The organism is Streptosporangium fragile (genome assembly GCF_039534445.1).
GTDB classification, from domain to species: domain Bacteria; phylum Actinomycetota; class Actinomycetes; order Streptosporangiales; family Streptosporangiaceae; genus Streptosporangium; species Streptosporangium fragile.
In genome coordinates, this window is record NZ_BAAAVI010000060.1 from 1 (window position 1) to 25944 (window position 25944).

General features: G+C 71.1%; 26 protein-coding genes and 1 pseudogene. 14 read left to right on the forward strand and 13 right to left on the reverse strand.

The genetic code is table 11. The features are described from left to right. The 3 genes and pseudogenes from ABD841_RS30670 to ABD841_RS30680 form a co-directional block, all read left to right on the forward strand. A pseudogene (locus tag ABD841_RS30670) lies at window positions 1–280 on the forward strand (phospholipid carrier-dependent glycosyltransferase); the annotation flags it as partial. A gap of 111 nt (window positions 281–391) precedes the next feature. Beyond that, complete coding sequence (locus tag ABD841_RS30675) at window positions 392–1606, forward strand: hypothetical protein (protein ID WP_344979058.1); 1215 nt, start codon at window positions 392–394, stop codon at window positions 1604–1606. A gap of 368 nt (window positions 1607–1974) precedes the next feature. After that, window positions 1975–2997, forward strand: a complete 1023-nt coding sequence (locus ABD841_RS30680) for an AI-2E family transporter (RefSeq protein WP_344979060.1) — start codon at window positions 1975–1977, stop codon at window positions 2995–2997. A 207-nt stretch (window positions 2998–3204) separates the two neighbouring features. Here ABD841_RS30680 and ABD841_RS30685 read toward each other — a convergent pair whose 3' ends face one another. Next, window positions 3205–3687 (reverse strand): anthrone oxygenase family protein, encoded by a 483-nt coding sequence (locus ABD841_RS30685; RefSeq protein ID WP_344979062.1) that lies wholly within the window; start codon window positions 3685–3687, stop codon window positions 3205–3207. A 246-nt stretch (window positions 3688–3933) separates the two neighbouring features. On the opposite strand from ABD841_RS30685, the gene ABD841_RS30690 reads away from it, so the two are divergent. Further along, window positions 3934–4887: an AraC family transcriptional regulator gene (locus ABD841_RS30690; protein WP_344979064.1), complete on the forward strand. Its 954-nt coding sequence runs from the start codon at window positions 3934–3936 to the stop codon at window positions 4885–4887. A gap of 19 nt (window positions 4888–4906) precedes the next feature. Here ABD841_RS30690 and ABD841_RS30695 read toward each other — a convergent pair whose 3' ends face one another. Then, window positions 4907–5383, reverse strand: a complete 477-nt coding sequence (locus ABD841_RS30695) for an NUDIX domain-containing protein (protein ID WP_344979066.1) — start codon at window positions 5381–5383, stop codon at window positions 4907–4909. A 367-nt stretch (window positions 5384–5750) separates the two neighbouring features. On the opposite strand from ABD841_RS30695, the gene ABD841_RS30700 reads away from it, so the two are divergent. Further along, window positions 5751–6401, forward strand: a complete 651-nt coding sequence (locus tag ABD841_RS30700) for an SRPBCC family protein (protein WP_344979068.1) — start codon at window positions 5751–5753, stop codon at window positions 6399–6401. Between the two features lie 75 nt (window positions 6402–6476). On the opposite strand, the gene ABD841_RS30705 is transcribed toward ABD841_RS30700, so the two are convergent. Further along, window positions 6477–7295, reverse strand: coding sequence for an IclR family transcriptional regulator (locus ABD841_RS30705; RefSeq protein WP_344979070.1), 819 nt, complete (start codon window positions 7293–7295; stop codon window positions 6477–6479). Between the two features lie 146 nt (window positions 7296–7441). On the opposite strand from ABD841_RS30705, the gene ABD841_RS30710 reads away from it, so the two are divergent. The 4 genes from ABD841_RS30710 to ABD841_RS40945 all read left to right on the forward strand — a co-directional run bounded on the left by ABD841_RS30710 (window position 7442) and on the right by ABD841_RS40945 (window position 9604). Then, on the forward strand, window positions 7442–7726 hold the full coding sequence (locus ABD841_RS30710; protein ID WP_344979072.1) for a hypothetical protein: 285 nt from the start codon (window positions 7442–7444) through the stop codon (window positions 7724–7726). Then, the gene (locus tag ABD841_RS30715) at window positions 7723–8133 is read left to right on the forward strand and encodes a RidA family protein (RefSeq protein ID WP_344979074.1); all 411 of its coding nucleotides are present in this window, start codon (window positions 7723–7725) and stop codon (window positions 8131–8133) included. Before ABD841_RS30710 ends, ABD841_RS30715 begins: the two co-directional genes overlap by 4 nt. A gap of 47 nt (window positions 8134–8180) precedes the next feature. Beyond that, window positions 8181–9281 carry an aminotransferase class V-fold PLP-dependent enzyme gene (locus tag ABD841_RS30720; RefSeq protein WP_344979076.1) on the forward strand — a complete coding sequence of 367 codons (1101 nt, stop codon included), beginning with the start codon at window positions 8181–8183 and terminating at the stop codon, window positions 9279–9281. Between the two features lie 77 nt (window positions 9282–9358). After that, window positions 9359–9604: a MerR family DNA-binding transcriptional regulator gene (locus ABD841_RS40945; RefSeq protein ID WP_425582068.1), complete on the forward strand. Its 246-nt coding sequence runs from the start codon at window positions 9359–9361 to the stop codon at window positions 9602–9604. Between the two features lie 340 nt (window positions 9605–9944). Here ABD841_RS40945 and ABD841_RS30725 read toward each other — a convergent pair whose 3' ends face one another. Further along, window positions 9945–10538, reverse strand: coding sequence for a TetR/AcrR family transcriptional regulator (locus ABD841_RS30725; protein ID WP_344979078.1), 594 nt, complete (start codon window positions 10536–10538; stop codon window positions 9945–9947). 134 nt (window positions 10539–10672) lie between these two features. On the opposite strand from ABD841_RS30725, the gene ABD841_RS30730 reads away from it, so the two are divergent. After that, window positions 10673–11434: a class I SAM-dependent methyltransferase gene (locus ABD841_RS30730; RefSeq protein WP_344979080.1), complete on the forward strand. Its 762-nt coding sequence runs from the start codon at window positions 10673–10675 to the stop codon at window positions 11432–11434. A gap of 96 nt (window positions 11435–11530) precedes the next feature. Here the strand turns inward: ABD841_RS30730 and ABD841_RS30735 are convergent, their stop codons facing one another. Continuing rightward, the gene (locus ABD841_RS30735) at window positions 11531–12772 is read right to left on the reverse strand and encodes an epoxide hydrolase family protein (RefSeq protein ID WP_344979082.1); all 1242 of its coding nucleotides are present in this window, start codon (window positions 12770–12772) and stop codon (window positions 11531–11533) included. Between the two features lie 63 nt (window positions 12773–12835). On the opposite strand from ABD841_RS30735, the gene ABD841_RS30740 reads away from it, so the two are divergent. After that, window positions 12836–13795 (forward strand): helix-turn-helix transcriptional regulator, encoded by a 960-nt coding sequence (locus tag ABD841_RS30740; RefSeq protein ID WP_344979084.1) that lies wholly within the window; start codon window positions 12836–12838, stop codon window positions 13793–13795. A 45-nt stretch (window positions 13796–13840) separates the two neighbouring features. Here ABD841_RS30740 and ABD841_RS30745 read toward each other — a convergent pair whose 3' ends face one another. The 8 genes from ABD841_RS30745 to ABD841_RS30780 form a co-directional block, all read right to left on the reverse strand. Next, entirely contained in the window at window positions 13841–14353 is a 513-nt protein-coding gene (locus ABD841_RS30745) for a DoxX family protein (RefSeq protein WP_344979085.1), read from the reverse strand. Between the two features lie 293 nt (window positions 14354–14646). Continuing rightward, window positions 14647–15864 (reverse strand): aminopeptidase, encoded by a 1218-nt coding sequence (locus ABD841_RS30750; protein ID WP_344979087.1) that lies wholly within the window; start codon window positions 15862–15864, stop codon window positions 14647–14649. Next, window positions 15845–17002 carry an MFS transporter gene (locus ABD841_RS30755; protein WP_344979089.1) on the reverse strand — a complete coding sequence of 386 codons (1158 nt, stop codon included), beginning with the start codon at window positions 17000–17002 and terminating at the stop codon, window positions 15845–15847. The genes ABD841_RS30750 and ABD841_RS30755 overlap by 20 nt, the downstream gene beginning before the upstream one ends. Beyond that, the gene (locus ABD841_RS30760) at window positions 16999–17523 is read right to left on the reverse strand and encodes an ArsR/SmtB family transcription factor (protein ID WP_344979091.1); all 525 of its coding nucleotides are present in this window, start codon (window positions 17521–17523) and stop codon (window positions 16999–17001) included. Before ABD841_RS30760 ends, ABD841_RS30755 begins: the two co-directional genes overlap by 4 nt. Before the next feature lie 119 nt (window positions 17524–17642). Further along, window positions 17643–20165, reverse strand: coding sequence for an SEL1-like repeat protein (locus ABD841_RS30765; protein WP_344979093.1), 2523 nt, complete (start codon window positions 20163–20165; stop codon window positions 17643–17645). Continuing rightward, window positions 20158–20814 carry a hypothetical protein gene (locus ABD841_RS30770; protein ID WP_344979095.1) on the reverse strand — a complete coding sequence of 219 codons (657 nt, stop codon included), beginning with the start codon at window positions 20812–20814 and terminating at the stop codon, window positions 20158–20160. The genes ABD841_RS30765 and ABD841_RS30770 overlap by 8 nt, the downstream gene beginning before the upstream one ends. Before the next feature lie 50 nt (window positions 20815–20864). Continuing rightward, window positions 20865–21467 carry a hypothetical protein gene (locus ABD841_RS30775; protein WP_344979097.1) on the reverse strand — a complete coding sequence of 201 codons (603 nt, stop codon included), beginning with the start codon at window positions 21465–21467 and terminating at the stop codon, window positions 20865–20867. A 607-nt stretch (window positions 21468–22074) separates the two neighbouring features. Beyond that, window positions 22075–22686, reverse strand: a complete 612-nt coding sequence (locus tag ABD841_RS30780) for a TetR-like C-terminal domain-containing protein (protein WP_344979099.1) — start codon at window positions 22684–22686, stop codon at window positions 22075–22077. An 83-nt stretch (window positions 22687–22769) separates the two neighbouring features. On the opposite strand from ABD841_RS30780, the gene ABD841_RS30785 reads away from it, so the two are divergent. From ABD841_RS30785 to ABD841_RS30795, 3 genes are all read left to right on the forward strand, one after another. Next, window positions 22770–23942, forward strand: a complete 1173-nt coding sequence (locus ABD841_RS30785; protein WP_344979101.1) for a DUF418 domain-containing protein — start codon at window positions 22770–22772, stop codon at window positions 23940–23942. 510 nt (window positions 23943–24452) lie between these two features. Continuing rightward, window positions 24453–24989, forward strand: a complete 537-nt coding sequence (locus tag ABD841_RS30790; protein ID WP_344979103.1) for a hypothetical protein — start codon at window positions 24453–24455, stop codon at window positions 24987–24989. A gap of 429 nt (window positions 24990–25418) precedes the next feature. After that, a complete protein-coding gene (locus ABD841_RS30795; protein ID WP_344979105.1) occupies window positions 25419–25811 on the forward strand; it encodes a ribonuclease E inhibitor RraB in 393 nt (130 codons plus the stop codon). Window positions 25812–25944 lie beyond the last annotated feature (133 nt).

Sequence of the window (25944 nt, forward strand, 5' to 3'; positions counted from 1 at the left end):
CTGGTTCTACTACGCCATCGCCGACAACCGGACGATGTTCCTGTTCTACGCGATCCCCATGGTCCCGTTCATGATCCTGGCGATCGTGCTCGCGGCCGGACTGATCATCGGCCCGGCGGGCGCCCCGCAGACCCGGCGCATGGTCGGCGCCGGGATCGTGGGCGCCTTCACGCTTCTGGCGCTGGTCAACTTCGGATGGCTCTACCCGGTGCTCACCGGGGAGATCGTCACCTACGCCGAGTGGAACTCCCGGATGCTGTTCAAGAAGGGCTGGATCTGACGATCGACCATATGGGCCACTTACAGGACATTTCTTAGGGTAGGCACCGTGCGCGATCCATTACGTCACGTTCATCGTCAGGGTAGGCCCGCATACGGCAGACTTCGAAGCATGCCTGCACCGGACGTGGCCGCACTCCTTTCCGAGCTGGAGCGTTCCGAGCCCGCCTCCGCCGAGCACGCGCGGAGCGCGATCGACTGGCTGACCGGCGGCGAGCCGCTGGAAACGATCACTGAGCTCACCGTATGCGAGTTCCTCTGGTACACCCTGCCCACCAAGGTCTCCGGCGACCGCCCCGCGATCGCCCGCGCCCTGGGCCGCCTGCTCCTGCTGGGCGGTCTGGAGCGCTACGCCGCCCTGTGCTCCTCGTCCACGACCTCGCACATCCTGCGCACCTACGCCCGCCAGGGCGAGGACGCCGGAATGGCCGCCTACCAGAGCGCCCTGGACGCCACCGGGGTGCTCCCACCCGACCTCCCCGAGCTGCGGTGGAGCTCGATCATGGGCCCCGAGGAGCTGGGCGCGCACGGCGCCTGCTCGGCGGCGCTGGAACTGGCCATCGTCTCCGGGGAGCTGACCCCCGGCTCCCCCGGCAGGGAGGAGCTCACCCGCCGCTGGCTGACCGAGCCACGCGCCGAGCTCGGCGGTGACAACTGGCTCCACCGGGTCCAGGGCGAACGGCTCAACCGCTGGGTGCTCGGCCGGGGCACCGCCTGGCGCGAGCTCGCCCAGCCCTTCGAGGTGCGCCTGCACGCCCCCATCCCCGCCCCCGAGGAAGAGCACCTGCAGGCGCTGCGCTGGCTGCTGGAGGCCGGCTGCCGGACCGGCGGCGTCCCGCTCACCCAGCGGCACAACCTCGCCCGCTCGGTGCTCGCCGAGAGCGCCTGGAGCGCCGGGGAGCTGGCCGCCGTCCGCGAGGTGGCCGAGAGGCAGATGGGCGCGCTGCGCCGGGCCGGGCGGCGCCTGGTGACCACTCCCACCGGTCGGCGCCTGCTGCGCGACCCCGACCTGCTCTGGGAGGCGGCGGCCACCGCGCTGCTCGCCCCCGCGTCGGGCGAGAACGGCTTCCGGGCCTCCGCCAGGGAGGTCGCGCTGATGCTGCTGGCCGACGGCGTCCCCGCCGACCGCGACCGCATCACGGCGGTGATCGACTGCGACGAGTGGCAGACCTTCGAGGTCGACGCCTCCCTCGCCGAGCTCGAACGACGGCTGGACGCCTTCGGTCTCCGCGTCGAGGGCCGCCTCACCCCCGCCGGCCGCTCCGCCGCCCTGGCCGCCCTGCGCAGCCACGCCCTGCGCCCCCGGAAGTACGTCAACATGACCTGACCCCGCGAGGTGACCGGCCGGTCACGGCACGGTGACACGGCTCACCGGCTGTTTCCCCTGATCCGCTGAGTATTTTCCGCCGTGCCGGGCAGGGGGCGGACGTGTCAGAGCACCCCGCGCCCGACCGCACACCGGCACCGGCGACGTCTCCCTCCGCCGGCGGCTCGTCGCCCGTCCCCACCGGAGGGACCGGGCCGGACGGGACGGTGCTCACCTCGGCCGGTCCCCTGCTCCGGCCGGACGTCCCAGCCGAGGGCGGGGGTGCGGAGCCCGCCACACCGGCTCACGGCACGGGCACGGAACCCGCCACTCCGGCCGAGAAGCCGGGTGCCGGTGCCGAGTCGCCGTTCGGGCGGCCGGGGCGTTCGATGAGCAACAACCCGTTCGTGTTCGGTTTCACCGCCGCCCTGGGCGTGCTCACCGCCTGGCTCCTGGTGCAGGCCGTGGCGAGCGCGGGCTCGGTGCTGGTCCTGATCGTGGTCTCGCTGTTCCTGGCGATCGGCCTGAACCCGGCCGTCGAGGCGCTGCAGAGGCGCAACGTCCCCCGCGCTCTGGCGATCACCATCGTCTTCCTGGGCGTCATCTCGGTCTTCGTCGCCTTCGGCCTGGCCGTGGTGCCGCCGCTGACCACGCAGTCCGCCCAGTTTGTCGACCAGCTCCCGCAGTACGTGGCGGAGCTGCAGAACAACCCGCTGGTCCGTGACCTGGACGAGCGTTTCCAGCTCCTGGACAAGCTCCAGCAGTACGTGACGAGCGGCGCCTTCGGCACCCAGATGTTCGGCGGCGTGCTCGGTATCGGGTCGGTCGTCATCGGGGCCGTCTTCAACGCGCTGACCGTGCTGGTCCTGACGCTCTACTTCCTGGGCTCGCTCAACTCGCTCAAGAGGATGGCCTACCGCCTCGTCCCCCGCTCCCGCCGGACGCGGGCCAGCCTGCTGGGTGACGAGATCATCGACAGCATCGGCGGGTACGTCGCCGGAAACCTGATCATCTCTTTGATCGCCGGTGTGACGACCTTCTTCTTCCTGAGCATCATGAAGGTCCCCTACGCCCTGGCCCTGGCGCTGATCGTGGCGCTGACCGACCTCGTCCCGCTGGTCGGCGCCTTCATCGGCGCGGGCATCGCCTCCCTGGTCGGGTTCTTCGTCTCGCCCACCGTGGGCATCGTCTGCGTCGTCTTCTTCACGATCTACCAGCAGATCGAGAACTACTGGATCGCCCCGGCCGTGATGAAAAGCTCCGTCGACGTCCCCCCGCTCGCCACCATCCTGGGCGCGCTGCTCGGCGGCGCGCTGCTCGGCGTGGTGGGCGCGCTGCTGGGCATCCCGATGGTCGCGGCCGTCCTGCTGATCCTGCGCGAGGTCGTCCTGCCCCGCCAGGAACGGATCTGACCCGCTCCTGACCGGGTCCGCCCCGTCCCGGATCCGATCCCGCCACATCGACTGCGCGGCCACCGGGTGCTCGCGCTGTCCCGCAACGGCACGCCGGTCAAGGGGAACCCCTGGTGGACCGAGGCTCTCAACGTGGCCCCCGGCGAGGTCCACGAGATCACCATCACCGCCGCCCGGGGGACCGGCCCCCGCGCGGGGAGCCCGCCCTCACAGCAGGAGGGCCCGGACGAGGCAGGCGAACGCGGCGACGGAGGTCACCGTGCGGACGAGGTTCCAGCGCACCCATCTCGCCTCGAAGCTCTCGCGCACGGCCGCGAGATCGGCGACGCGCCCGGGCTCCCCGGCCGCGTCGAGCGCGTTGTTCAGCGGCACGTTGACGGCGGCGGTGACGGCGAGCGTCGCGGCGTACAGCACGAACGCGGCGACGGTCCAGGGAAGCGCCGCCCGCCCCTCCCGGTGCAGGTGAAGCCCGGCGGCCGCGCCGGTCGCCGGCAGCGCGCCGACGAAGCAGACGGCGAACCAGCCGTTGAGGATGGCCACGTTGATCGACTGCATCGTCCCGACGAAGGTGCGGTCGTCCGTACGGCGCAGGCCCGGCATGACGGAGCACGCGTACGCGTAGAAGAGGCCCGCCATGAGGCCCGTGGTGATCGTGGCCGCGAGCAGGGTGGCACTTCTCAGCAGTTCCAACGTCGTCTCCCTTCCTTCATGACGGGACGTACCGGGTGGGCGATCCCGGACGTGACGTGACACGGCTGCGACCGGGGGCGGACTCGGAGGAGGGATCCGCAGGACGGACCCGGGAGTGGAGACCCGCGGAACGGACCCGCTTCTCTTCCGCGCCGACCAGTAAAGCCGAGCACGGTGAGACGGGCCATGGCTCAGAAGCGCTTTTCCATGTTTCAGCGTCCAGGTTCCAGCTCTACAGTGAGGCGTATGGACGCGCTTGTGAGCCTCCTCGACGGGCCGAGGGCCCGGGGGGCCTTCCTGCTCCGTTCGATTCTCGACCCGCCCTGGTCGCTGCGGATCCAGGACCGGGCGCCACTCACCCTGGTGGCCGTGGTCCGCGGCGAGGCATGGGTCGTCCCCGACGACGGCGAGCCCCTGCGGATGTCCCCGGGAGACGTCGGGATCATCCGCGGCCCGGAGCCCTACACCGTCGCCGACGACCCGGCCACCCCACCGCAGGTCGTGATCCACCCGGGCCAGCACTGCACGACCCTGGACGGCGAGTCCCTGAGCCAGGCCATGGACCTGGGCGTACGCACCTGGGGTGACAGCGTGGACGGTTCGACGACGGTGCTGACCGGCACCTACCAGATGCGCGGGGAGATCAGCGAGCGGCTGCTCGGCGCGCTGCCGACCCTGCTGGTGCTCCCGGCCGGCAGCTGGGACAGCCCCCTCATCCCGCTGCTCGCCGACGAGATCGTCAAGGACGATCCGGGCCAGGAGGCCGTTCTCGACCGGTTGCTCGACCTGCTGCTCATCTCCGTCCTGCGAACCTGGTTCTCCCGCCCGGAGGCCGAGGCCCCTGGGTGGTACCGGGCGCACAGCGACCCCGTGGTGGGCAGGGCCCTGCGCATACTTCACAACAACCCGGCCCACCCCTGGACGGTGGCCACGCTGGCCGCCGAGACCGGCGTCTCCCGTGCGTCACTGGCCCGCCGCTTCAGCGAGCTGGTCGGCGAGCCGCCCATGACCTACCTGGCCGGCTGGCGGCTGGCCCTGGCCGCCGACCTGCTGCGCGAGACCGACGCCACCGTGGGCGCGGTGGCCCGCCAGGTCGGCTACGGCAGTTCCTTCGCCCTCAGCACCGCCTTCAAACGCGTCCACGGCGTCAGTCCGCAGGGACACCGCGCCGGGCGCGTCCGTGAGGCGTCCGCCGGATGACCGGACCGGGCCCTGCCGGTCACCCGACCGGCAGGGCCCGGCCGTGCTCCAGATAGACGGTCTCCCCGAGGTCGCGGGCGGCCACGGCGGCCTTGACCCTGCGGGCCAGGCGGTCGATCAGGAGACCGTCCAGGTCCTCCACCGGGTGGAAGCCGAATCCGGTCAGCTCGTTGTCGGCGAAGACGATCGCCGCGAGCGTCTCCGCGTCGAGCACGCCGCCGTCGAAGACGAAGAGGATCAGCTCCCCGTCGACCGGGCTGGGCGCCCAGTCGGCCACGAGAAGGCGGCCGATCGGCGGCCGGATGCCCAGCTCCTCGCCGACCTCCCGCACGCATGCCGCGTACGGGGTCTCCCCGGGCTCCACGAAGCCCCCAGGGATGTCCAGCTGCTCCTTGTAGGACGGTCGGACGATCATGACCCGGCCGCCCTCGTCGAAGAAGAGCGCGCCCGCGGCGGCTCGGGCCCGGGCGAAGGGCGGGGCCTGCCGTTCGTTCACGATCTCGACCATACGGGAAGCCTGGCCGCCGGACGAGACACGTGGCACGGACCGGACAGGCGGCGTCCATCCCGAACAGCCGCTGACCATGGGGCCGGGTGCGCGTACGCCCGACGGAGCGGGTTCGCCGCCGCCCCGGACATCGCGGTGAACCGTGGGGCATCACGGCGACCGGCCGGTGGAGGTCCGCTTCGGCGGAACCCGCCCGGCCACCCCTTACATTTCCACCCAAAAATCCCAGATAATACCCAAAGGGTAATATAACTATACAAAATGGCTTATTTAGCTTTTTGGCCTGAAGTATTCTCTATTGCGGTCGTATGCGATAGAAGAGCACTCGCACCTACTGTCTCTTCTTGAGGTATACGTGAAGAAGCTCCTTCGAGTTCTCGCGGCACAGCTGTTCGCCGCGGCCCTCGTCCTCACCGCCTTCTCCGGGCCCGCCCGCGCCGACGACACCTCCCCGAGCGACGCCGAACTCGCCCTCGAGTGGCAGAACACGTGGGACACCTACAAGTTCTACGAGTTCGCGCCCCCGCCGCTTCCGGAGTCGGGGCGGAGCCGGGACAAGAGAAGCATCTCCATCGAGATCGACGCCCCCGTGGACCACGTGTTCCCCGCGTATTCGAACATCAACAACCACATCGGCCTGCACCCGTTCCTGAAGCGGGTCGCCACCCATCGGGACTGGTGCCAGGGCGACACGCGCTACATCAACTTCACGGCCGTCGAGGAGATCCCCTACCAGGGCACGATCGTCACCAGCAACACGCACGCGCAGCAGCGCATCAACCGCGCCGGCCTCTACTACGAGACGGACACCTGGTCGCTGCCGAACGTCGTCACACACCAGAAGATCATTTTCGAGGCGGTGGCCGGCGGGAAGACCAAGGTCACCGAGCACCTCACCTTCGACGCCGACACCTCGCTGATCGACTTCGTCGTCACGAACGGCGTCGCCTCCCACGAGCAGACGCAGGCGATCCTCAAGCAGGCGATCGAGAGCGGCCAGCTCTGATCCGCCGCCGGGCGGGGCCCGCCTATCCGGCACCCCGCCCGGCCCAGGGGAAAACGCCGCCGTGGAGGGTTCCCGTCAGTCAGGCGGACGAGCATGGTCTGCCGGACCACCCCGAAGCCGCCCGGCGCGCAGCAGGCCGGTCGCCATCGAGGCCGCCTCGCGGACCGCCACGGTCAGCGAGGCCTGCCGCTCCTCGAACCGGGTCGACGGTACGGACACCGTGAACGCGCCCGTCGGGGAACCCGCGTCGTCGAAGAAGGGCGCGGACAGGCAGCACACGCCCTCGCTGAACTCCTCGCGGTCCACCGCGTAGCCCTGCCTGCGCACCCGCGCCAGTTCGGCGGTGAGGTCGTCGTAGTGGACGATCGTGCGCGGGGTGACCGCTTCGAGCTCCACTCCCTCCAGCATCGCCGCCACCTGCTCCTCGGGCAGGAAGGCGAGCACCGCCTTGCACGAGGCGCGGGCGTGCATGTGCCCGGTGTAGCCGACGTCGAGGTTGCCGACGCCGAGCACGTGCACCCCGGAGATGTAGTGCTGCAACGTGAGCGTCCCGTGGTACCAGCCGGATATGTAGGACGTCTCATGCGTCCTGTTGTGCAGCCGGGTCAAGATCACAGCGAGCTCGGGCGACGGTCCCGACCGCCGTTGCAGGTGCCTGCCCAGCCGGGCCGCACGGTGGCCGACGTCGTAACGGCCACCGGGAAGGCGGACCACGTAGCCGTCGGCCAGCAGTGTGCGCAGCAGGTGGTAGCAGGTGCCGAGTTTGATGCCGAGCCGGCGGCTGAGCACCTTCGCCGTGGCGGTGCCCTCGGCGGCGGCGACGGCCTCCAGGACGTGCAGGCCGCGCTCCAGCGTGTGCAGCACGGTCTTCTTGACGGCCTCCGGCTCGCTCATGTCCCGCATTCCCACGCCGCCGTGTCTCCGGCAGACAATGAACCTGTTTTTCGACTATCTGAAATACAGCATACGGACGGGAGAATGAGCCGGTCAGCTCCGACTAGCGTTTACCCACCCGGAATCGGCCCGCTGAGGAGAGACCCGTGGCACACCCCGAGCTGCTGGCGCGGCACCGACGTGTCATGCCGTCCTGGCTGAGCCTGTACTACGACGAACCGATCGAGCTGGTCCGCGGCTCGGGCCGCCGGGTCGTCGACGGCGAGGGCAAGGAATATCTCGACTTCTTCGGCGGCCTGCTGGGCAACGTCCTGCGGATCACGCCGCCGATGACCGTCACAGAGGAAGAAGCAGACGAGGCGCTGGCGCTTCTGCGCGAGGCGCTGAGCATGGTGGACGAAACCGTACGGAACGAAGGAGAGAACCGATGATCCGCCGCTGGAACCCCACCGGCCTGGCCGCGCCGATCGGTCAGTACAGTCACCTCGCCTCGGTGCCGGCCGACCACGAACTGGTGATGATCTCCGGCCAGGTCGGCGTGCTGCCGGACGGAACCCTCGCCGGCCCGGACGCGGAGACGCAGACGCGACAGGTCTTCGCCAACATCGGGCGGCTGCTCGACTCGCTCGGCGCGGGGCCGGAGCACCTGGTGAAGCTGTTCACCATGGTCGCGGGCGTCGAGCACCTTGAGGGCTGCCGTGCGGCGCGGCAGGAAGCGTTCGCGAAGTGGTACCCGGACGGCGACTGGCCCGCCCACTCGCTCGCGGTGGTCGCGGCCCTGGCCACTCCGGAACTGACCGTCGAGGTCGAGGGCATGGTCGCCCTGCCGCGCCGGTGAGCCGGGAGTTCTCCACGCCGATGAACCCGGAGCCCTCCTCCGCGCCGATGAGTCAGGAGGACTTCCGCGGGCTCTTCCCGGCGCTGCGTTCGACGGTGTGGTTGGACACGCCGGGTGCCCCACCCGGTGCCGAACCGGTGACCGCGGCCCTGTACGAGGCCCTGTCCGCGTGGTCCACCGGCGAGTTCGACTGGCGCGCCTGGGACTCGGCGGCGGCCGACGCGCGCATCCTGTTCGCGCGGCTGGTCCGCGCCGACCCCGCCACGGTGTCGACGCTCGGCTCGCTCGCCGAGGCGGCGGCCACCGTCGCCGGATCCCTGCCGCCCGGCCGGATCGTGGTGGCGGCCGAGGAGTTCCGCAGCAACCTGTTCCCGTGGCTGGCACGGCACGACGTGGTGACCGTGCCGCCTCGTGACGGCGCGACCCGGGTGGAGGACCTGATGGACGCGCTCGACGAGCGGACCGTGCTGCTCGCCGTCAGCGAGGTGACCAGCGGGGAAGGGCAGCGCCTCGACCTGCCGGCCCTGCGGGCCGCGACCGACCGGGTCGGCGCCCGGCTGTTCGTCAACCTGACGCAGTCACTGGGCGCCCTGCGTTTCGACGCGGCGACCGTACGTCCCGACTATCTCGCCGTGCACGGCTACAAGTGGCTGCTGTGCCCGCGCGGCGCGGCCTGGCTCGCCACCAGGCCCGACCGGCTCGACGAGCTGACACCCCTCGCGCCGAACTGGAAGTCGACGAGCCCCCCGCACGGCTACTTCGGCGGCCCCATGCGCCTGGCCGGCGATGCCGGCCGGTGCGACGCCTCCCCCGCCTGGTTCTCCTGGCTCGGGGCCCGCGCGGCTCTCCGGCTGCTCGGCTCGCTGGACGCCGGACGCGTCGAGCGGCACTGCCTCGGTCTTGCCCGGCAGCTCACCGAGGAGGCGCGAAGCATCGGCCTGCGGCGCGTGGCGGACGGCCCGCTCTCCCAGATCGTCGTGCTGCGCACCGATCACGCCGACCGGATCTCCGCGCGGCTCCGCGAGCGGGGCGTCCGGGCGACCGCGCTCGGTGACCGGGTGCGTTTCGGCCTCCACTACTTCAACAGCGAGGATGACGTGCTGGCGACGCTGCGCGTGCTCCGCTCAAGCGGCGCGTCAGGCGGATGATCGTCTGCCCCGGCCTGCGGAGGCCGGGGCAGTCCGGCGCTCGGCCTGCAGCACGCTCTAGCCGGAAGAGTGAATTCATGGCCGAGCTACTGCTTCCCGGCATCGCCGTAGATGTCCCCGCAGAGGGTCTGTCGACCGGTCAGGCCGCCAAGGCGACCGGAGTCGGCATCGAAGCGCTCCGCTACTACGAACGCGAAGGACCGCACCTCGGTCCGATATCCCGCGACGGGGGAGGAGAACGCGGCTGCCGCGCAGATCGAGCTCACCGAGCTAGGAACTCGCGGCCCTCCAGGAGGCCGTGCCCGAGGGCGCGGTGGCGGTAGCCCGTGACACGGATGAGGGCCGCACCTTGAACAACCTGTAGAGCCGGACTCGCCGGGCGCGTCCGATGAGCTTTCACGCTCGCGGGCGAGCCCGTCCCATACGGCCGTCGAGTCCTGCAGGGCACCTCGGCAGGGGAATCGGTCACCAGGGCGGCGAGCGCCTCTTCGAGGTGTCATGTCTCGATGGATCTGCTCGGTTCTCAGTGAATCCGCTCAGACCTGGCCGGTTGTCCCATGCGGGCGGGCGGCGCCGTGTTCCCCAGCCGGGGTTCCTCAGCCGGGCCGAGTCCCGCGGGTCCGTAGGTCCCGTGGGCAGCGGGCGGTGCCGCCGGAGGCGTTGTCACGCCCCTCGCATGACACCGCCGATGACCGTGGTCACGACCTTGTGGACGGCTCCGGCCTCCGGCGGGGCGCCTTCCCGGTCGGCGAACAGCAGGTGCCCGGCCCCGATCAGTGTGGGAGCGAGCGTGTCGACGTCGGCGTCCGCCGCGATGCGGCCCAGTTCGCGCTCGGCGGTGAGGTAGGAGGCGATCATGGCCGCGGCTTCCGCCAGGAGCGGGACGCCGGTCGGCCTGGCCTGGCGCAGTCGGGCGCGCAGGCCGTCCCGGGAGATGACGAGGCCGACGATCGCCACAGCGACCGACCCGAACAGGTCCATCAGCACGCCGGTGAGGTTGCCGGCGACGGTGCCGGTCCCGGCGGACCCGCGCAACGCGGCGGCCTGCTTGTCGATCCGGGCGATGCGGTCGAGCACGAGCTCGGCGAGGAAGGCGTCGAAGTCGGCGAAGTGCCGGTGCAGGACGCCTTTGGCGCAGCCCGCCTCCGTGGTGACCGCCCGGCTGGTCAGCGCGCTCGGCCCGTCCCGGAGCAGGACGCGCTCGGCGGCGCCGAACAGTTGCTCGCGTGCGTCGCGGAGGGCTACCCCTGTCGGCACCGTGCATCCTTCCTTCCCGCACCGGGGTCCACCCGGTTGACGAGTGGGCATGTGCCCACCATAGTGGGCGCATGCCCACTATACCGCCGGAGCGAGCGCCTCTTCCCGAACACACACCTCATCAACACCGGCAGGTGGCGGAGTCGTTCGGCTCGGACGCCGAACGCTACGACCGGACCCGCCCCCGCTACCCCGACGCCATGGTGGACCGGATCGTCACCGGCAGCCCCGGGCTCGACGTCCTCGACGTCGGCTGCGGGACCGGCATAGACGCCCGGCAGTTCCAGGCGGCCGGCTGCAGGGTGCTCGGGGTCGAGCCCGACGCGCGGATGGCCGACTTCGCGCGGCGCAGCGGGATCGAGGTCGAGGTGGCGACGTTCGAAGCCTGGGACCCCGCCGGCCGGGACTTCGACGCGGTCGTCGCCGGGCAGGCCTGGCACTGGGTGGACGCGGTCGCGGGAGCGGCCAAGGCTGCGCGGGTACTGCGTCCCGGCGGCCGGCTGGCAGCGTTCTGGAACGTGTTCGAGCTTCCGCCCGACGTGGTGGATGCCTTCGTCGCGGTCTACCGCCGGGTGATGCCCGGCTCGCCGTTCGGCTTCCAGGCGATGTCGGCCCTGGACGGGTACCGGGCGCTGTTCACCAAGGCCGCCGACGGCATCCGGGAGGTGGGCGGGTTCGGCGATCTGGAGGAGTGGCGATTCGACTGGGAGTGGTCCTACACCCGGGACGAGTGGCTGGACCAGATGCCCACCCATGGCGCCCTCACCTGGCTCCCGCCGGACAAGTCGGCGGAGGTGCTGGAGGGCGTCGGAGCCGCCGTCGACGCGATGGGGGGCAGCTTCACGATGCGTTACGCGACGGTGGCGGTCACCGCGACGCGAACCGGCGCCGCCTGACCCGCGGGTGCGGCCCGCCCCGGCAGGAGTGGCCCTTACACCGCAAGGCCCGGTACGCCGGCGGACGGTCGTCGCGCCGACCCGCGGGCGCCCATCTCAGCGCACCTTCTCGAAGAAGGCGCGCACGTCGTCGACCAGCAGGTCCGGCGCCTCCATCGAAAGGAAGTGGCCGCCCCTGCCGAGCTCGGTCCAGTGCACGACGTTGTGGTCGCGCTCGGCCCAGCGGCGGATGGTGACGTCATGGGCGGAGACCAGCACCCCGGTCGGCACCGTCCCGCGCCGGGCCGCCGCCCAGCCGCCCGTACCTTCGTCTGCGGCCTCCGCGGTGCCGTCACCGGGACCGGCGCCCCGGCCGGCGTCGGTATCGCTCCGGGCGGTCTCGCTCCAGGCGGGTGCGGAGATCTCCTCGTAGTAGATCTGCGCCGCCGATCCGGCCGTGCCGGTCAGCCAGTACAGCGAGACGTCGGTCAGGATGCGGTCGCGGTCGACGCTGTCCTCGGGCAGCCCCTCCTCGGGGTCGGTGAGCTCCTTGAACTTCTCCACGATCCAGGCGAGCTGGCCGACAGGTGAGTCGTGCAGCCCGTACGTCACCGTCTGCGGCCGCTTGGAGTTGCACTGCAGGTAGCCGTCGTTGAAGTCCTGCATCGCCTGCCAGCGCCGCTGCTCGGCCTCGGACAGGCCGGCCGTCTCGCCCTCCTCCCCCACCGGGAAGGTGAGCAGCGCGTTGACATGGACGCCGACGACGTGGCCGGGGGCCTGCGCGCCCATGTGGGGGGCGACCCACGAGCCGGTGTCGTAGCCCTGCACGCCGTAGCGCTCATATCCGAGGCGGGACATCAGCCGCACAAGCACGCCGGCCATCTTCGCCGCGTTCATGCCCGGCCCGGCCAGCGGGGTGGAGAACCCGAACCCCGGCAGTGAGGGGATCACCAGGTGGAATGCGGTGGCCGGGTCACCGCCGTGCGCGCGAGGGTCCGACAGCGGGCCGATGACGTCGAGGAAGTCCACGAACCCGCCCGGCCAGCCGTGCAGCAGCACCAGCGGCAGGGCGCCGGGTTCGGGTGAGCGCACGTGCAGGAAGTGGAGGTTCTGCCCGTCGACGACGGTGACGTACTGCGGGTGCTCGTTGAGCGCCGCCTCGTGCGCCCGCCAGTCGTAGCGGGTACGCCAGTACTCGGCGAGTTCCTTCAGGTATTCCAGCGGCACCCCGCGGCTCCAGCCGACGCCCGGCAGTTCGTCCGGCCAGCGGGTGTTGGCCAGCCGGGCGCGCAGGTCGTCCAGTTGCGCCTGCGGGATGTCGATACGGAAGGGGCGGATGCCCTCGTGCGGGTTCGTCATGTCCCTGACGCTAGGGTCCGCTCAGGACGGATCCGGTCCTAAGAATCCGGCAATCTTGATGGCATGCCGGGCACCTCCGCGCGACTGCTGAAACTGCTGTCGCTCCTGCAGACCCATCACGACCGGTCCGGCGCCGAGCTCGCCGACCGGCTGGGCGTCACCCCGCGCACGATCCGCAGGGACGTGGAGCGACTGCGCGAGCTCGGTTATCCGGTGCACGCCACCCAGGGCACCGCCGGCTATCGGCTGGGAGCCGGTGCGTCGCTGCCGCCGTTGCTGCTCGACGACGACGAGGCGGTCGCGGTGGCGGTCGGGCTGCGCACGGCCGCGGGCGGCTCGGTCGCGGGTCTCGAGGAGACCTCGCTGCGGGCGCTCACGAAACTCGAGCAGGTGCTGCCGCCCCGGCTGCGCCACCGGGTCAGCACCCTGCTCACGGTCACCGTCCGGGTCGGCGGAACCGGCCCCGCGGTGAGCCCGGACACGCTGATGGCGATCGCCGAGGCCTGCCGCCGCCGCGAGCGGCTGCGCTTCGACTACACCAGCCCGCGCGGCGGCGACACGGTCCGGTCCGTCGAACCGCACAACCTGGTCAGCTTCGACCGGCACTGGTACCTCGTGGCCTGGGACACCGACCGCGACGACTGGCGCGCCTTCCGGGTGGACCGGCTGTCCCCCCGTACCCCCACCGGCCCGCGTTTCGCACCCCGGCGGCCTCCCGGTGGCGACGTCGCCGCCTACCTGTCGCACCGGTTGTCGTCGCAGACCTGGCCGTGCCGGGCGACCGTCACCCTGCACGAGCCCGCAGAGGCCGTGGCCGACCGGGTGTGGCCGGGCATGGGCGTCGTCGAGGCCGTCGACGACCACAGCTGCCTGCTGCACGTCGGCGCCGACACCCCGTCCGCGCTCGTCTGGATGATCACCTCGGTGGACGCCGACTTCACCCTCACCAGCGGCCCGCCCGAACTCGCCGACGCCCTGCGCGCCCAGGCCGCCCGCTGCCTGCACGCCGTACGGGCGACCTGACCGTGCGCGGCACCCGCCGCGCCGGGCCTGCCGGCCGGCGACGGTTCAAAGCACGGGAGACGCGCTGCTCGCGGAGGCCGTACGGCCTGAACGTCCCCCCATGGCGCCCGCCGCCCAGAGCCCCACGCCGATGTAGAGGACCTGCTCGGGGATGCGCTGCCACAGCGGCGTCGCCGCCTCTCCCGCCAGGGTCACCCCGGCCAGCGCGGCGTGGATGTTGGCCGGAAGCATGAGCACGAACAGCAGCGCCAGGCAGCTCCCGGCCGCCCGCCGGGTGGCCGGGAGCACGAGGCCCACCGCCCCGGCCAGCTCCAGGACGCCGGTCAGGTAGACCACGAGGGCGGGGAACGGGACGAGCGGCGGGACCATGGCCACCATGTCGGCGTGGTTCGGCATGAAGGTCACGCCTGACGGGACGAAGTGGGCACTGGCCGTCATCACGAGCATGACGGCCAGGCCGTGCGCGGCGCTCACCCGCCAGGTGGTGAAGCGTGCCAGGCCGAGCACGCCCGACAGGCGGAAGCACAGCGTGGCCATGACGAGGACGATCACGGTCATAGAACTCACCCTCCCTTGGATAGTGATGCTATCCCAATAGTGGATAGTGGAGCTATCCAAAAGAGGCCGCCTCTTCGGGAGGAGATCCTTGATCCGCAGTCGAACGCCGCTCACTTTCGCAGCGGGGTCCCGTCATGGTGTTCGCCGCCGTCCGGGTCCTGGGACCACGCGGCCGACCGGACGCCGGGGTCTCCACCGGGACGCGCGAGCGGCCGAGCCTCACGGCTGGACGGGCGTGCCGGCCCAGCCGCGCGCCGGAGGCGGCCCGGCCGCGCCAGGGGCGCCGAGGCGGTTCAGACCTGCCACTCGTCGTCGCGAAGCAACTCGATCACGCCGCCGTCGTGCCCGATCCCCGTGACGGTGACGTCGGGGCCGCCCACCATGAAGTCGACATGCACGCCGGAGATGTTGACCCCGGCCGCCTCAAGCCCGGCGGCGTCCCGTCCGCGCAGGTGCTCGGGCACGCCCGGAGGCAGGCCGGCACCCCAGGCCAGATGGCAGGTGGCGTTCTCGTCCAGCAGGGTCTCGAGAAAGGTGAGGCCCGATCGCCCGACCGGCGACGAGCCGTCGACCAGGGCCAGCTCGCCCAGGCGGGCCGCGCCCGCGTCGGTCGCCTGGTGGGTGCGGACCACGTCGGCGCCGGTGCTCGCCCTCACCTGCGTGACCACCCCGCCGGTGAAGGTCAGCTCCAGGTCGCGAATGACGCTCCCGTCGAGCGCGAGCGGCCGCGTCGAACGGACGGTGCCCTCCACCCGGCGGTAGTCGGGGGTGGTGAACACCTCCTCCGTGGGGAGGTTGGCCTGGAAGCGGTGCCCCTTCACGGATTCGAGGCGCGCCGCGTTCCAGTGCGCGTCCGGGAGCAGGCCGATGGTCAGGTCGGTGCCCGGCCCCTCGAACCGGACGGCGTCGAGCCGCATCCCGTTCAACACCTCCGCGCGACCCAGCAGCTCGGCGATCCGCTGCTCCCAGGCGGCGCGGGGGTCGGGCCGGTCCAGGCGCAGTATCGGGCGCAGGTACTGCCAGAGGCGGGTTTCGTCCGGCTCCCCGAGGACCGCGCGCGCCCATTCCGCGGTCGGGCAGGGGATCACCGCCCAGCGGACGAGGTTGTCGATCTGCAGCCGCTGCCTCGACGTGAGGTACGGCATGCGGTCCAGGCCCGCCCGTACCGGGTCCTGCCCGGCGAGGAGATCCGGCGCCGTGGCGCCGCGGAGGTTGAGCAGGACACCGCAGTGGCGGGCCAGCTCCTCGTTGCGCGCGTCCAGCCAGGCCGGGACCTCGCTCAGCGTGGCCGCGTCCGCGTGCCGGACCCGGGATCGCTTCGCGTAGGGGTCGAAGTACCAGATGTCGACATAGTGGGCGCCTCGGGCGTATGCCGCCTCGGTCAGGGCGCGGGCGAGCGGGGCGTGCTCGATCTCGGCGTTGATCAGCACCCGGTCGCCGGCGACGACCGGTACGGCGACGTCGAGGACGACGTCGGCGTAGTCGGCCAGCTCAGCCGCGGGAATGGTCATGACTGCCTCCTTGGGGTGATGTCTTGCGGGCCTTGCGAGAGAGGGAGAGGAACAGCAGCGGCGCCAGGGCCGGCACGCAGCCCGCGACGGCGAAGCCGTAGGCCAGGCCGGACGATTGCACGACGGCGCCCAGCGCGAGCGCGGCCGTCATGAACCCGAGATCGAAGAACGCCGTCGTGGTGGCCACCGCCGAACCGCGCTGCGCGGCGGGCAGGCCGGTCACCGCCATCGTGAGGAACGCGGGAAGTCCCAGCGCCTGCCCGGCGCCGATCACCGCCGCGGCGACCAGCGCCCCGGTCACGGACGGCCAGGCGACGAGCAGGGCCAGCCCGGCCGCGGTGACCAGCAGGGCCGCGGTCGCCGTCCTGCGCGGGTCGATCCGGTTCGCCCACCGTTGGCCGCCGAGCCGCACGGCGAGCAGTACGCAGCCGTAGACGAGGAAGTGCGGGCCGCTGCCGCTCCCGCCCAGCGCGGCGACGTGCAGCGGGAGGAAGGCGCTGAAGGCGGTGTATCCCCACACCGACGCCCAGTACGCCAGCCCGGGACGCAGTCCCGCGCGATGCACGAGCGGCCCGGTCTTCCTCGTGCCGGCGGGATCGCCGACGGCGGCCGGGCCCGCGGGCAGGAACAGGCAGGCCACGAAGGCCACGAGGGCGACGGCTCCGGACAGTGCCCATGCGGCCCGCAGGCCCGCGACGGAATGGCCGGCCTCGGCGAGCGCCGGTCCGGCGAGCAGGCCGGCGTTGACCGCGACGGAGAAGCGGTTGATCGCGGCGCCCGGACGGTCGTGATCGCTGGCCGCGGCGGCCAGGCCGACGTAGGTCAGCGCCTCCCCCGCTCCTGCGACGGCCCGGCACGCCAGGAACAGCGGCAGCGACTCGGCCATGAGCACGGCGAAGGAAGTGATCGCCAGCAGCGCGGCGCCGGTGCAGGCCGCCGCCCTGCGGCCGCGCCGGTCGGCCAGCCGGCCGGCCAGGGGGCGGAAGAGCACGGCGCACCCGGCCGTGATCGCCAAACAGCCGCCGACCAGGCCCGGACCCTGGCCCAGCGGGCCGGTGACGTACTTGGGGATCGTGGGGATGAGCAGTCCGAGCGACAGGAAGCACGCCGCTGCGCACGCCATCAGCAGGCGGGTCATCGCACGTCGTCGAGTTCCAGCAGGAGCGCGGTCATGCTCACCTTGACCCGGTCGCCGGAGCGGGGCGGCCCGGCCTTGTCGTGGGCCAGCGTGACCGCCTGCTCGATCAGCCCGACGATCTCCTCCCACGTGGCACGATCCAGCCATACCTCGGCGTCCATGGACATGCGCTGCAGCTTGGTCTGGGCGAGACGTCGCGCCAGGTCGGTGGTGAGCGCCTCGTGCATGAGCTGCCGGCCGTTCGCGCGTTCCAGCCGCGCGCCGCTGGAGGGGTCGTAGCGGTAGAGCCGGCGGGGCCTGCCCTTGCCGCCCGGTGACGGCCGCTCGTCCACCTGCTGCAGGAAGCCGGCCTCGGCCAGCTGGCGCAGGTGGTAGCTGGCGGAGGCGTGGGCGATGCCCAGCTCCTCCGCGACCTCCGTGGCCGACATGGACGTGCCGGTGAGCAGCGACACGATGCGGATCCGGAGCGGGTTCGCCAGCGCGCGCAGCGGCACCAGGCCGTCACCACTTTCCCAAGACATATTGGGATTATGACATTTCCAACATGTCTTGGGAAAGAGTGGACATGGGTCCGCCAGGACCGGCGCCCGGATCAGCCAGGACCGGCGCCCGGATCAGCCAGGACCGGCACCCGGATCAGCTAGGACCGGCGCCCGAAGAGGAAGCGCCGTCGCCGGCGTTCGGGCGGTGCCGGTGTCGCCGCGACCCTGTCGAGGAACTCGGCCGCTTCTCTGTCTCCACCGTCGCGCGCCCGCTCCATCGCGACGATCGCTCCGGCGAGATCGCCGGACATCGCCAGCAGCAGGCCGTAATTGCGGACAGAGCCGGCCTCCTGCGCGTCGCTCACTCGGTCGTCCCACTGTTTGAGGGTCTCGCCGAGCGCGAGACGTTCGTCACGGAACGCGGGGTCGGCGACCAGTTGCCGCCCCGCCACAGAGGCAGCGTGCCGCCACCAGGCCGCCGCCTCCGCATCGCGGCCCTGCGCCGTCAGCAACCGCCCGAGTTCCCGCATCGCGTCCGTGCTGCCGGAGTCGGCGGCGATCCGCCACCACGTCTCCGCGTCGCCGGCGTCGCCCCGCATGTCGGCGAGCACCCCCTGGTTGTACAGGGCGAGCAGATCACCCACTTCCGCCGCGATCGCGAACCACCGTCCCGCGCCCTCCACGTCGCCCTCTTCGAGGGCGCACTTGCCGAGGTTGTTCGAGGCACGGGTGTCACCCGCCGCGGACGACCTGACCCACCAGCGCTTCGCGGACGCCATCCGCCCCCGGCGCTCTTCGATCAGTCCCATGTCGCACATCGCCGCCGGGTGCCCCTCGTCCGCCAGCGGGCGCAGCAGCGCCTCCGCTTCGTCGAGGCCACCCGTACGGAGATGGAGCTCGGCAAGCCGGAAAAGGGCGTGGGGGGCCTCGCCGATCCGGAGAGCGTGTTGGTAGTGGGCCATCTCCTTTCCCGCGTTGCCCCGGAGATCCTCGATCATCCCCCGCCACATGGCCACGATCTCAGGCTGCTCCCCGCCACGCTCGATCTTGTCCAGCGCCTGCTCCGCCAGTGCGAGGTTGCGCCGCCATATCGCGTGGGCGGCCACAGTGAAGAGCTGATCGGCGTCGTCCGTATGCTCGACGAGCCATTGCCACACCTGTTTCGGCACGTTCCGGCCGGGCTCGCCGTCCCGTACCGCGGCGATCAGCGCCGGGGCCGCCTCGAACGTACGGGACTCGACATGGAGGACACAGGAGGCGACCCCGCCGATGCGCTCGTTCGCCCAGCGCATCTCGGCCGCATACGTCTCCTGTGGCACGTCTGCGGTCCCGTCGGGCAGGTAGTGCCGGCAGAGGGCACCGACGTCGCCCGGTGTGAGGTCTCCCCGGTAGCCGATACGGCGGACGTCGACGACGGCGGAGACGATGGCCGCGCCCACCCGATGCGCGCCCGCCTCACCGGCCTTCCAACGGCGCATCAAACTCGTGCCCACGTCGCACGACGGGACCATCTCAACGCCACGATGCAAAGACTCCTCGTCGAACCCCGTACCGGACTCTCCGGGGCCGGCAGACCGCTGGATTTCCTGCACGGCGGCCACCACCCGGTCGTGCAGTTCCCGCGCCGCGACGAGCGCGCTCAACAGTTCGGGCGAGCCGGATCGGCTGAGAAGGTCATGAGGCGCGCCGATGCCCTCGTCCCCACTCGGGCCGTACCTTCCGGCAGCCGAGGCGGCCTGAAACGCGCTGAACCGTTCCCGGTACCTGAGCCAGGCCTCCCGCTCGGCCGTGTCCCAGTCCTCCAGGGCCTCCGGGCCCTCCGCCTCGGCAACCAGTCCGCTCGCCTCGATGCAGATCTGGTGCCGGATCACCACGTCCTCATACGTTCCGGGCCCCGCTTCGGGGCCCTCCTGCACGTGGACCTCGAAGAGCGAGAAGCCGACGGCAACCGCGTAGAGCAGGTCGGCCCACCGGGCGCGCACCGGCGGCGGGGCCCTCCAGACCAGGTCGGGGAACTTGGTGACCAGACTGGTCAGGATCACCGTCCCGCTGACGTCGGCACTGATCTCAATACCGCGGCGCAGCTCGGAAAGGGGCAGCCCGGTGGCGCGCGCCTCCTCACCGGTACGCGGCAACCGGCCCACCGAATCATGCATCCGCACCCAGTGCCCGACCTCATGGCATACGAAAAAGCCCGTCGCCAGTAACGCCGTCATCCGGGCCGCCTCGGCCGGCCCTTCCCCTCGCGCCCCGAACGACTCCTGGATCTCGCCGAGCCGCTCCCAGAACGCTCCCGAGCCGTCTGATCTTCCGAACAGCGCGGCGATCCGGGCCGGCGGGCGGAGCAGCCGCGCCAGCTCGGGCTCGTCCCCGACGAAGAAGGCCTGCAGGCCACTGCGGTGAGTCTCCAGGATCAGCGCCAGCGTGTACACCCGCGCGATGAGCCCGAGCGGCACGACGACGAGCGACTCACCCGTATCGGTGACCTGGAGCTTGCACATCAGCGAGGGAGACCCGGTGATTGCGACTCTCGGGCCGCGCTCGCGCACCCCGCTCGGTCGATCGATGAGGTGGGTCAGCGCCGAGAAAGTCCGCGAGCAGCCGTCGAACAGCTCACGAGGCACACATCCCGGCAGCTCCGCCGGGTCGACGAGGTCCGCGAACGCCGCCGGTTCACTCATCCCTGGTCTCGACCGGTCCGAGGTTCGGGCATAACCGGCCGAGGCCGTAGTGGATCAACTGAGCGGACACGACGGCCACGGGGACCTGGAAGCCGTTCAGCGCGGCCAAGGTGTCGACCAGGGCCGCAAAGAGCGTGTTCCGCTCGACCTTACCGGGGCCGAACACGACTTTACGGATACGGACCGAGGTGCAGACAGCTTTGCGGAACACCTGCAGGTTCTGCTCGAACCACGCCCGACCCGTCTCGCGCTTCTCATCGTCGTCGGCGTCCTTGGACTTCAGCTCCCCCGCCAGCAGAGCCTCTCCGATAGCCAGATAGAGCGCGTCCGCGTCGCGGTCGAGTAACGAGTAGTCGATCCCCGTCATAGGCCGCTCCTCCACACGGACGATCCACTGCCAGGCCGGGCGGCGATGCGTCGAAAGCGCCGCCGGTATCAATCGAGTACTGCCCATCTCGCAGTCTGTTGCCTGAGAGGTGCGCTGGCAACAGCGGAGTGCGGCAGCCGAGCCGGTCGCCCTGCGCGCCGGTGGATCGTCGGCACGGTCGAGGAGGGTGCGCGGCGCCAAGGCGGTCGTGAACGGCCGGGTCGTCTCCCAGGTCGGCGTGACACGGGGCGGTAAGACGGAGAGGACCATGCTCATCGACATGTCCGGGCACCGTCGCGGAGGACGGTGCCCGGAAGCGCGGGCGGAGGCTCTCAGCCGCCGACGGTGAGAGCGACCTTACCGAACTCGTAGAAGGTGTCGCCGTTCTCGTCCCCGTTGTGCCAACGGCCGACCATGACCTCGTTGGAGCCCGCCCGTCCGGAGTGGTCGCTCTCCCTCATCGCCGCGGTCCACCTCCGAGAGGCGATCCGCACCTGACTGCCGCGCCAGTGCACCGTGCCGGTGAAATACTGCGTCAGGCCGTTCTCGTCACCGTCGTGCCTCCTGCCGAGAATGACCCTGTCGTTGGAAGTGGTGAAGTGGGAGTCGCTCTCCACCATGGTGGGGCTCCAGTTCCCGTCAAGCACGGAGGCCGGTTCACCGTCGATGACGATCTGGCCGCAATGGTACTTGGTCCAGCCGTTCTCGTCCCCCTTGTGGTCCCGACCGATCAGCACCTCGTCGGCCGGACAGACGAAGATGCTGTTCGGCTCCTTGAGGCGGTGGACACTTCCGTAGCGAATTACGATGTCCGGTACCGCGACCGTGGACACCGCCGCGTCCGCAGGTGCCGCCGCGGACGCGGGGGCCGCGACCAGCGTGGCCAGGGCGGCCGCCGCCATCGCGACGGGCAGGGCCTTCTTGTACATGTCCATGTCCTCCGGTTCGCGTTTGCTTCGTCTGGTGTGCGCCGAGAGCACGGTGCCGACGGCTCACGTCACCCCACGGTTCGGGGTTCCGGCATGCGTGACCGGTGGCGCCGATCGCGTCCCGCGGATCGTCCACGGGTGCCGGAGAAGGCCGGTACAGGGGATGGATCACATCGTGGTCGTCACCGCGCCGCCGGATCGTCCCTCTGCAGGGTGAGTGCCGCTCCACCCCGGAGGTGACTCCCGGCACCTCAGCCGGCGATCACGGCGATGACGGCTCCACGGAGGCGTCGGCCGGGAGCGGAAGGCTCCGCACGGCCGAGGCACGGACACCGGGCGCGGATGGACGACGCCGGGGTCAGGAAGGCCCCGAGGACGGAGCGGACGGGTCGCGAGGACCCGGACATGCAGGGACGGTACGGCCACGTCATCGAGGGCATGCGAACGTACCTGCGCGAGATCCTGCGGGCTCTGCGGGAGAACGCGATCGCCGAGCGGTTCGCGATCTGGCCGACGTCGCCGATCCCGGGCGCTGCGGGCCGGCGACCTCGGTCTTCGGCCTGCCGGTTCGGCTGCGGGAGAGCTCCGTCCCCTGAGGTCATGCTTGCGGTGCTCACGATGCTTGCGGTGCTCGCGGGCCGAACCCGATCGCGGGCAGGATCGCCTGGTCGACGATCGCCGCGAGGTCCTCGGCGGTGGGCGGTGCTCCGGCATCGATCAGGCGCTTGGTGACGAGGGCCTCACCGATGTCGGCCACGACCGGGGTGAGCAGTTCGGCAGGGAAGCGGCCCCGGTCGGCGTAGTGCTGCAGCACGGTACGGGTGAACGTGCCGCCCCGGTTGGCGAAGACCCGCTCGAACAGGGCCTCGGACATCAGGCCGGCGCTCTTCGGGTCGGTGAGGATGGCCGCGACAGCGCGGCCGGCCGGGCTGAGGGCCCACTCGGCCATGAGACGCAGGGCACGGATGAGGTCGCCGCGCAGGTCGTCGGCCCCCGGGGCCGGCTCCTCGACCGGGTGCTGGTGGTAGAGCGCGTCGAGGAGCACCTCGATCGGGTCCGACCAGCGGCGGTACAGGGTGGTGCGGGGCGTCGCCGCGCGCCGGCCGATGCCGTCCATGGTCAACCGCCCCACGCCGACCTCCACCACCTCTTCCAGAACGGCGTCGTGGATGGCCTTGATCAGCTCTTCTCCTCGCCGGCGCGTCCGGGCGTTGCGGTCACTCATCGCCACCCCCTTGATTAGCTACACAGATGTAGCTTACCTTGAGAATTAGCTACATCTATGTATCTAATTCTGAGGGGACAGTCATGCCCATCGCCCCACCGGCTCCCGTTCACGGGGCCACTCCCATCACCCGGCGCGCCCTCGCGCCCGATCTCGCGCGTGGGCTGATGCTGCTGCTCATCGCGTTGGCGCACGCGCACATGTACCTGTCAGGCCACGAGGCGGGCTTCCGCGGCTACGCTCGCGACGGCGGCACCCTGGACCGGCTGGTCGCCGGCGCGCAGATCCTGCTGGTGGACGGACGGGCGCTGCCCATGTTCGCCGCCCTGTTCGGCTACGGCCTGGTGCAGCTCGCCAACCGGCAGCTCGCCACGGGCAGGAACTGGCCGCAGGTGCGCAAAGTACTGCGCCGCCGGAGCCTGTGGTTGCTGGCGTTCGGGTTCTGCCACGCGCTGCTGCTGTTCTTCGGTGACATCCTCGGGGCGTACGGGCTCGTCGGGCTGGTGCTCGTCGGGTTCATCCGGCGCGAGGACAGGGCCGTGCTGCGGGCCGCCGTCGTCGGGCTGGTGCTGCACGTCGTGGTGCTGTTCGGCTTCGGGCTGCTCACCGTCTCCGCGCCGAAGGGCGACACACCCGCGGCCATGGCGGACCCGATCGAGGCAACCGTGATGCGGCTCATCGGATGGTCCGGAATGACGCCCACGTACTTCGCCGCCGGCGTGGTGCCGACCTTCCTGTTCGGGATCTGGGCGGCCCGGCGCCGCATACTGGAGGACCCGGTGTCGCACCGAGACCTGCTCTTCCGGGTCGCCGCCCTGGGCACCGGGCTGACCGTTGCCGGCGGGGTGCCGTTGATGCTGATCGACACCCGGATCTGGACGCCGCCGGACATGGTCGCCGTGTCGGCGTACACGCTGCACAGCGTGACCGGCATCGCCGGCGGGCTCGCGTACGCGGCGATCATCGGGCTCGCCGCCGGCCGGATACGACACGGCTGTCCCGGCCCGGTCGTCAGAGCCCTCACCGCGTGCGGCCAGTGGTCGCTGACCTGCTATCTCCTCCAGTCAGTGATCTTCGTGGCGGTGTTCGCGCCATACGCCGGAGGGCTCAGCACGCGTGTCGGTGACGCCGCGGCGTCCGGCATCGCCGTGGTGACCTGGCTGGCCACCGTGGTGCTCGCCGCGCTGCTGGCGCCCGGCGGGCACAGGGGACCGGCTGAGGCCGCGCTACGGCGCCTCACCTACGGGCGCCGATGACTCACCCGTACGCCGAGCGCCGCGGCCTGGCCTCCCCCGGCCGGCCGGGGTGACACCCGGCAACGCGAAAGGCCGCTTCCAACGCCCTGGAAGCGGCCTCCGGCCTTGGTGGAGAGGAGGGGATCCGAACCCCTGACCCCTTCGATGCGAACCCCGGCGGGGTGTGCCGCTCCTGATCGCCGGATGTCATCCGGTGCCGTCAGGTGCCGTCAGGTGCCGTCAGGTGCCGTCAGGTGCCGTCAGGTGCCGTGACGGTGACGCCTGATGATCTCGACGGTGCTCCCGTGCCGGCGGGTTCGCTGGCTTTCCGCTGACTCCGCCGGCCTCCGCGGTCGATTCTCCCGGTCGGCTATCGGCGACGAAGCTGCCGCGCTGCGGCAGAGTCATCGTCCGTCCTCACGTCCGACAGGCTCGTGACGGCCCGACAGTTGCACCAAACGCAAAAGCGTCGACTCCGAGTGCCGCCTCGCCGACCGCCTGTCGGATCGACCCGCGAGACTCCGCGCATGCATGATCTCGTTCTCTCGAAGGACGCCACCCGGCGCGCCCGACCACCTGAACCAGGGCACCGGTGCGGACGTCTACCTGAACATGAAACGCTTCGCCATCGCCCTGGCCGTCGCCGTCGTCCTGCCGTCCGCAGCCTGTAGCGCGGGAACGCCGCCCGCGCCCGGCGCGGCGCAGACCTCACCTGCCAGCGCGGGGCGACTCACAGTCGACGCCTGGTCGGCCGACAACGCACGGGCGGAGTTCCGCGGGACCGTGCGGGAGTCCGCGCACTATGAGGAGATCCGGGCGTTGCGCGAGGCCCCGCCGGGTGCCCCGTACCCCTGGGAGGTCTCCTCCAGCCCCGCAATGATCCGGGACGGCGCTTGGACGCTCAGCTGGGACGCCGGCGCCGCCGCGCCGGGGGCCAAGTGGGCGGTGGTGCTCGCCAGTCTTCCGGTAGCGTCGTGCCTGCCCGGTTACTGGTGCGATCCGCTCGGCCCGCTGCGGCAGGACGGACCCTCCTCGCAGTACGTCCATGCGGCGGTGAGGCTGAACTGAGCCGCTCACGGCCGAGGTCGCCGAGTTCGTCGACCGGGTCCCGACCTCGTCCGCGGCTCACCTCTTGGATACGGCTCCAGCGCCACTGGCGTGTCTGGTCCCACGCGCTCCCGCCCGCTGAACTCCACCGCCTACTCGCCGCCGTCGAAGCCGGGCACACCCTTGATCTCCACGTCCGGATCCAACAGACCACCGGTAAGGACTGGACACCCCGGGAGGCGCGGCACAGCTTCGTCCCGCTGCCGCCGGACTCCGGGGTGCCCCCGGAGAACATCTCCCGCCCGGTCGGTCACCGCAACGCTTGGACGACAGAGACCGTCTACCGCAAGCAGCTCCGCCCGACGCTCCCGGAGGGGGTCGAAGCCCTGGACCGGCTTTTCCCGGACTGACTATGATCGCCAATCCGAACAAGAATACGAAGGATGACGCATGTGGCCGTTCCGGAGAAAGAAGCGTGAGCAAGTCGATCCGGAAGAGCGGTCACCGCAGCTTGGGATCAAGTACAAGGATCTGATGGTGATGGATCAGCTCGCCAAGGCAGGGGCTGATCTTGAGCAACCTCGCCATGTGATCTTCTACATGTACGCCCCGACCCTCGAAGTCGCCCAGAGCGTCGCCAAGGTTGCCGGCAGCGCCGGCCACGGCTTACGCGCCGAGGTCGGGAAGCCCGCCCCGGAGCACCCGGACAGCTGGCCGGTGACCTGTGAAACGAACGCGGTGATCTCACCCGACTTCGTACGGGAAACGGGCAACCTGTTCGACGACCTGGCGGCTCACTACCGCGCCGAGTACGACGGATGGCAGGCCGCAGCCACCCCGTGAGGCGTAGTCACTCGGTTGGTCACCCAGCAACGCAGAAGGCCGCTCCCGATCTCTCGGAAGTGGCCTTCGACCTGGGTGGAAATGAGGGGTTCGAACCCCGGCCCCTTCGATGCGAACCCCGGTGGGGCGTGCC

Coding starts and splice junctions, on each gene's coding strand:
- ABD841_RS30735 (WP_344979082.1), bottom strand. CDS start 12,772: ATGACGAACCCGCACGAGGGCATCCGCCCCTTCCGTATCGACATCCCG.
- ABD841_RS40945 (WP_425582068.1), top strand. CDS start 9,359: ATGGCCGAGCTACTGCTTCCCGGCATCGCCGTAGATGTCCCCGCAGAG.
- ABD841_RS30785 (WP_344979101.1), top strand. CDS start 22,770: ATGCCCATCGCCCCACCGGCTCCCGTTCACGGGGCCACTCCCATCACC.
- ABD841_RS30760 (WP_344979091.1), bottom strand. CDS start 17,523: ATGTCTTGGGAAAGTGGTGACGGCCTGGTGCCGCTGCGCGCGCTGGCG.
- ABD841_RS30790 (WP_344979103.1), top strand. CDS start 24,453: ATGATCTCGTTCTCTCGAAGGACGCCACCCGGCGCGCCCGACCACCTG.
- ABD841_RS30780 (WP_344979099.1), bottom strand. CDS start 22,686: ATGAGTGACCGCAACGCCCGGACGCGCCGGCGAGGAGAAGAGCTGATC.
- ABD841_RS30745 (WP_344979085.1), bottom strand. CDS start 14,353: ATGACCGTGATCGTCCTCGTCATGGCCACGCTGTGCTTCCGCCTGTCG.
- ABD841_RS30705 (WP_344979070.1), bottom strand. CDS start 7,295: ATGAGCGAGCCGGAGGCCGTCAAGAAGACCGTGCTGCACACGCTGGAG.
- ABD841_RS30690 (WP_344979064.1), top strand. CDS start 3,934: ATGGACGCGCTTGTGAGCCTCCTCGACGGGCCGAGGGCCCGGGGGGCC.
- ABD841_RS30765 (WP_344979093.1), bottom strand. CDS start 20,165: ATGAGTGAACCGGCGGCGTTCGCGGACCTCGTCGACCCGGCGGAGCTG.
- ABD841_RS30720 (WP_344979076.1), top strand. CDS start 8,181: ATGAGTCAGGAGGACTTCCGCGGGCTCTTCCCGGCGCTGCGTTCGACG.
- ABD841_RS30740 (WP_344979084.1), top strand. CDS start 12,836: ATGCCGGGCACCTCCGCGCGACTGCTGAAACTGCTGTCGCTCCTGCAG.
- ABD841_RS30770 (WP_344979095.1), bottom strand. CDS start 20,814: ATGTCGATGAGCATGGTCCTCTCCGTCTTACCGCCCCGTGTCACGCCG.
- ABD841_RS30755 (WP_344979089.1), bottom strand. CDS start 17,002: ATGACCCGCCTGCTGATGGCGTGCGCAGCGGCGTGCTTCCTGTCGCTC.
- ABD841_RS30775 (WP_344979097.1), bottom strand. CDS start 21,467: ATGGACATGTACAAGAAGGCCCTGCCCGTCGCGATGGCGGCGGCCGCC.
- ABD841_RS30715 (WP_344979074.1), top strand. CDS start 7,723: ATGATCCGCCGCTGGAACCCCACCGGCCTGGCCGCGCCGATCGGTCAG.
- ABD841_RS30795 (WP_344979105.1), top strand. CDS start 25,419: ATGTGGCCGTTCCGGAGAAAGAAGCGTGAGCAAGTCGATCCGGAAGAG.
- ABD841_RS30680 (WP_344979060.1), top strand. CDS start 1,975: ATGAGCAACAACCCGTTCGTGTTCGGTTTCACCGCCGCCCTGGGCGTG.
- ABD841_RS30675 (WP_344979058.1), top strand. CDS start 392: ATGCCTGCACCGGACGTGGCCGCACTCCTTTCCGAGCTGGAGCGTTCC.
- ABD841_RS30750 (WP_344979087.1), bottom strand. CDS start 15,864: ATGACCATTCCCGCGGCTGAGCTGGCCGACTACGCCGACGTCGTCCTC.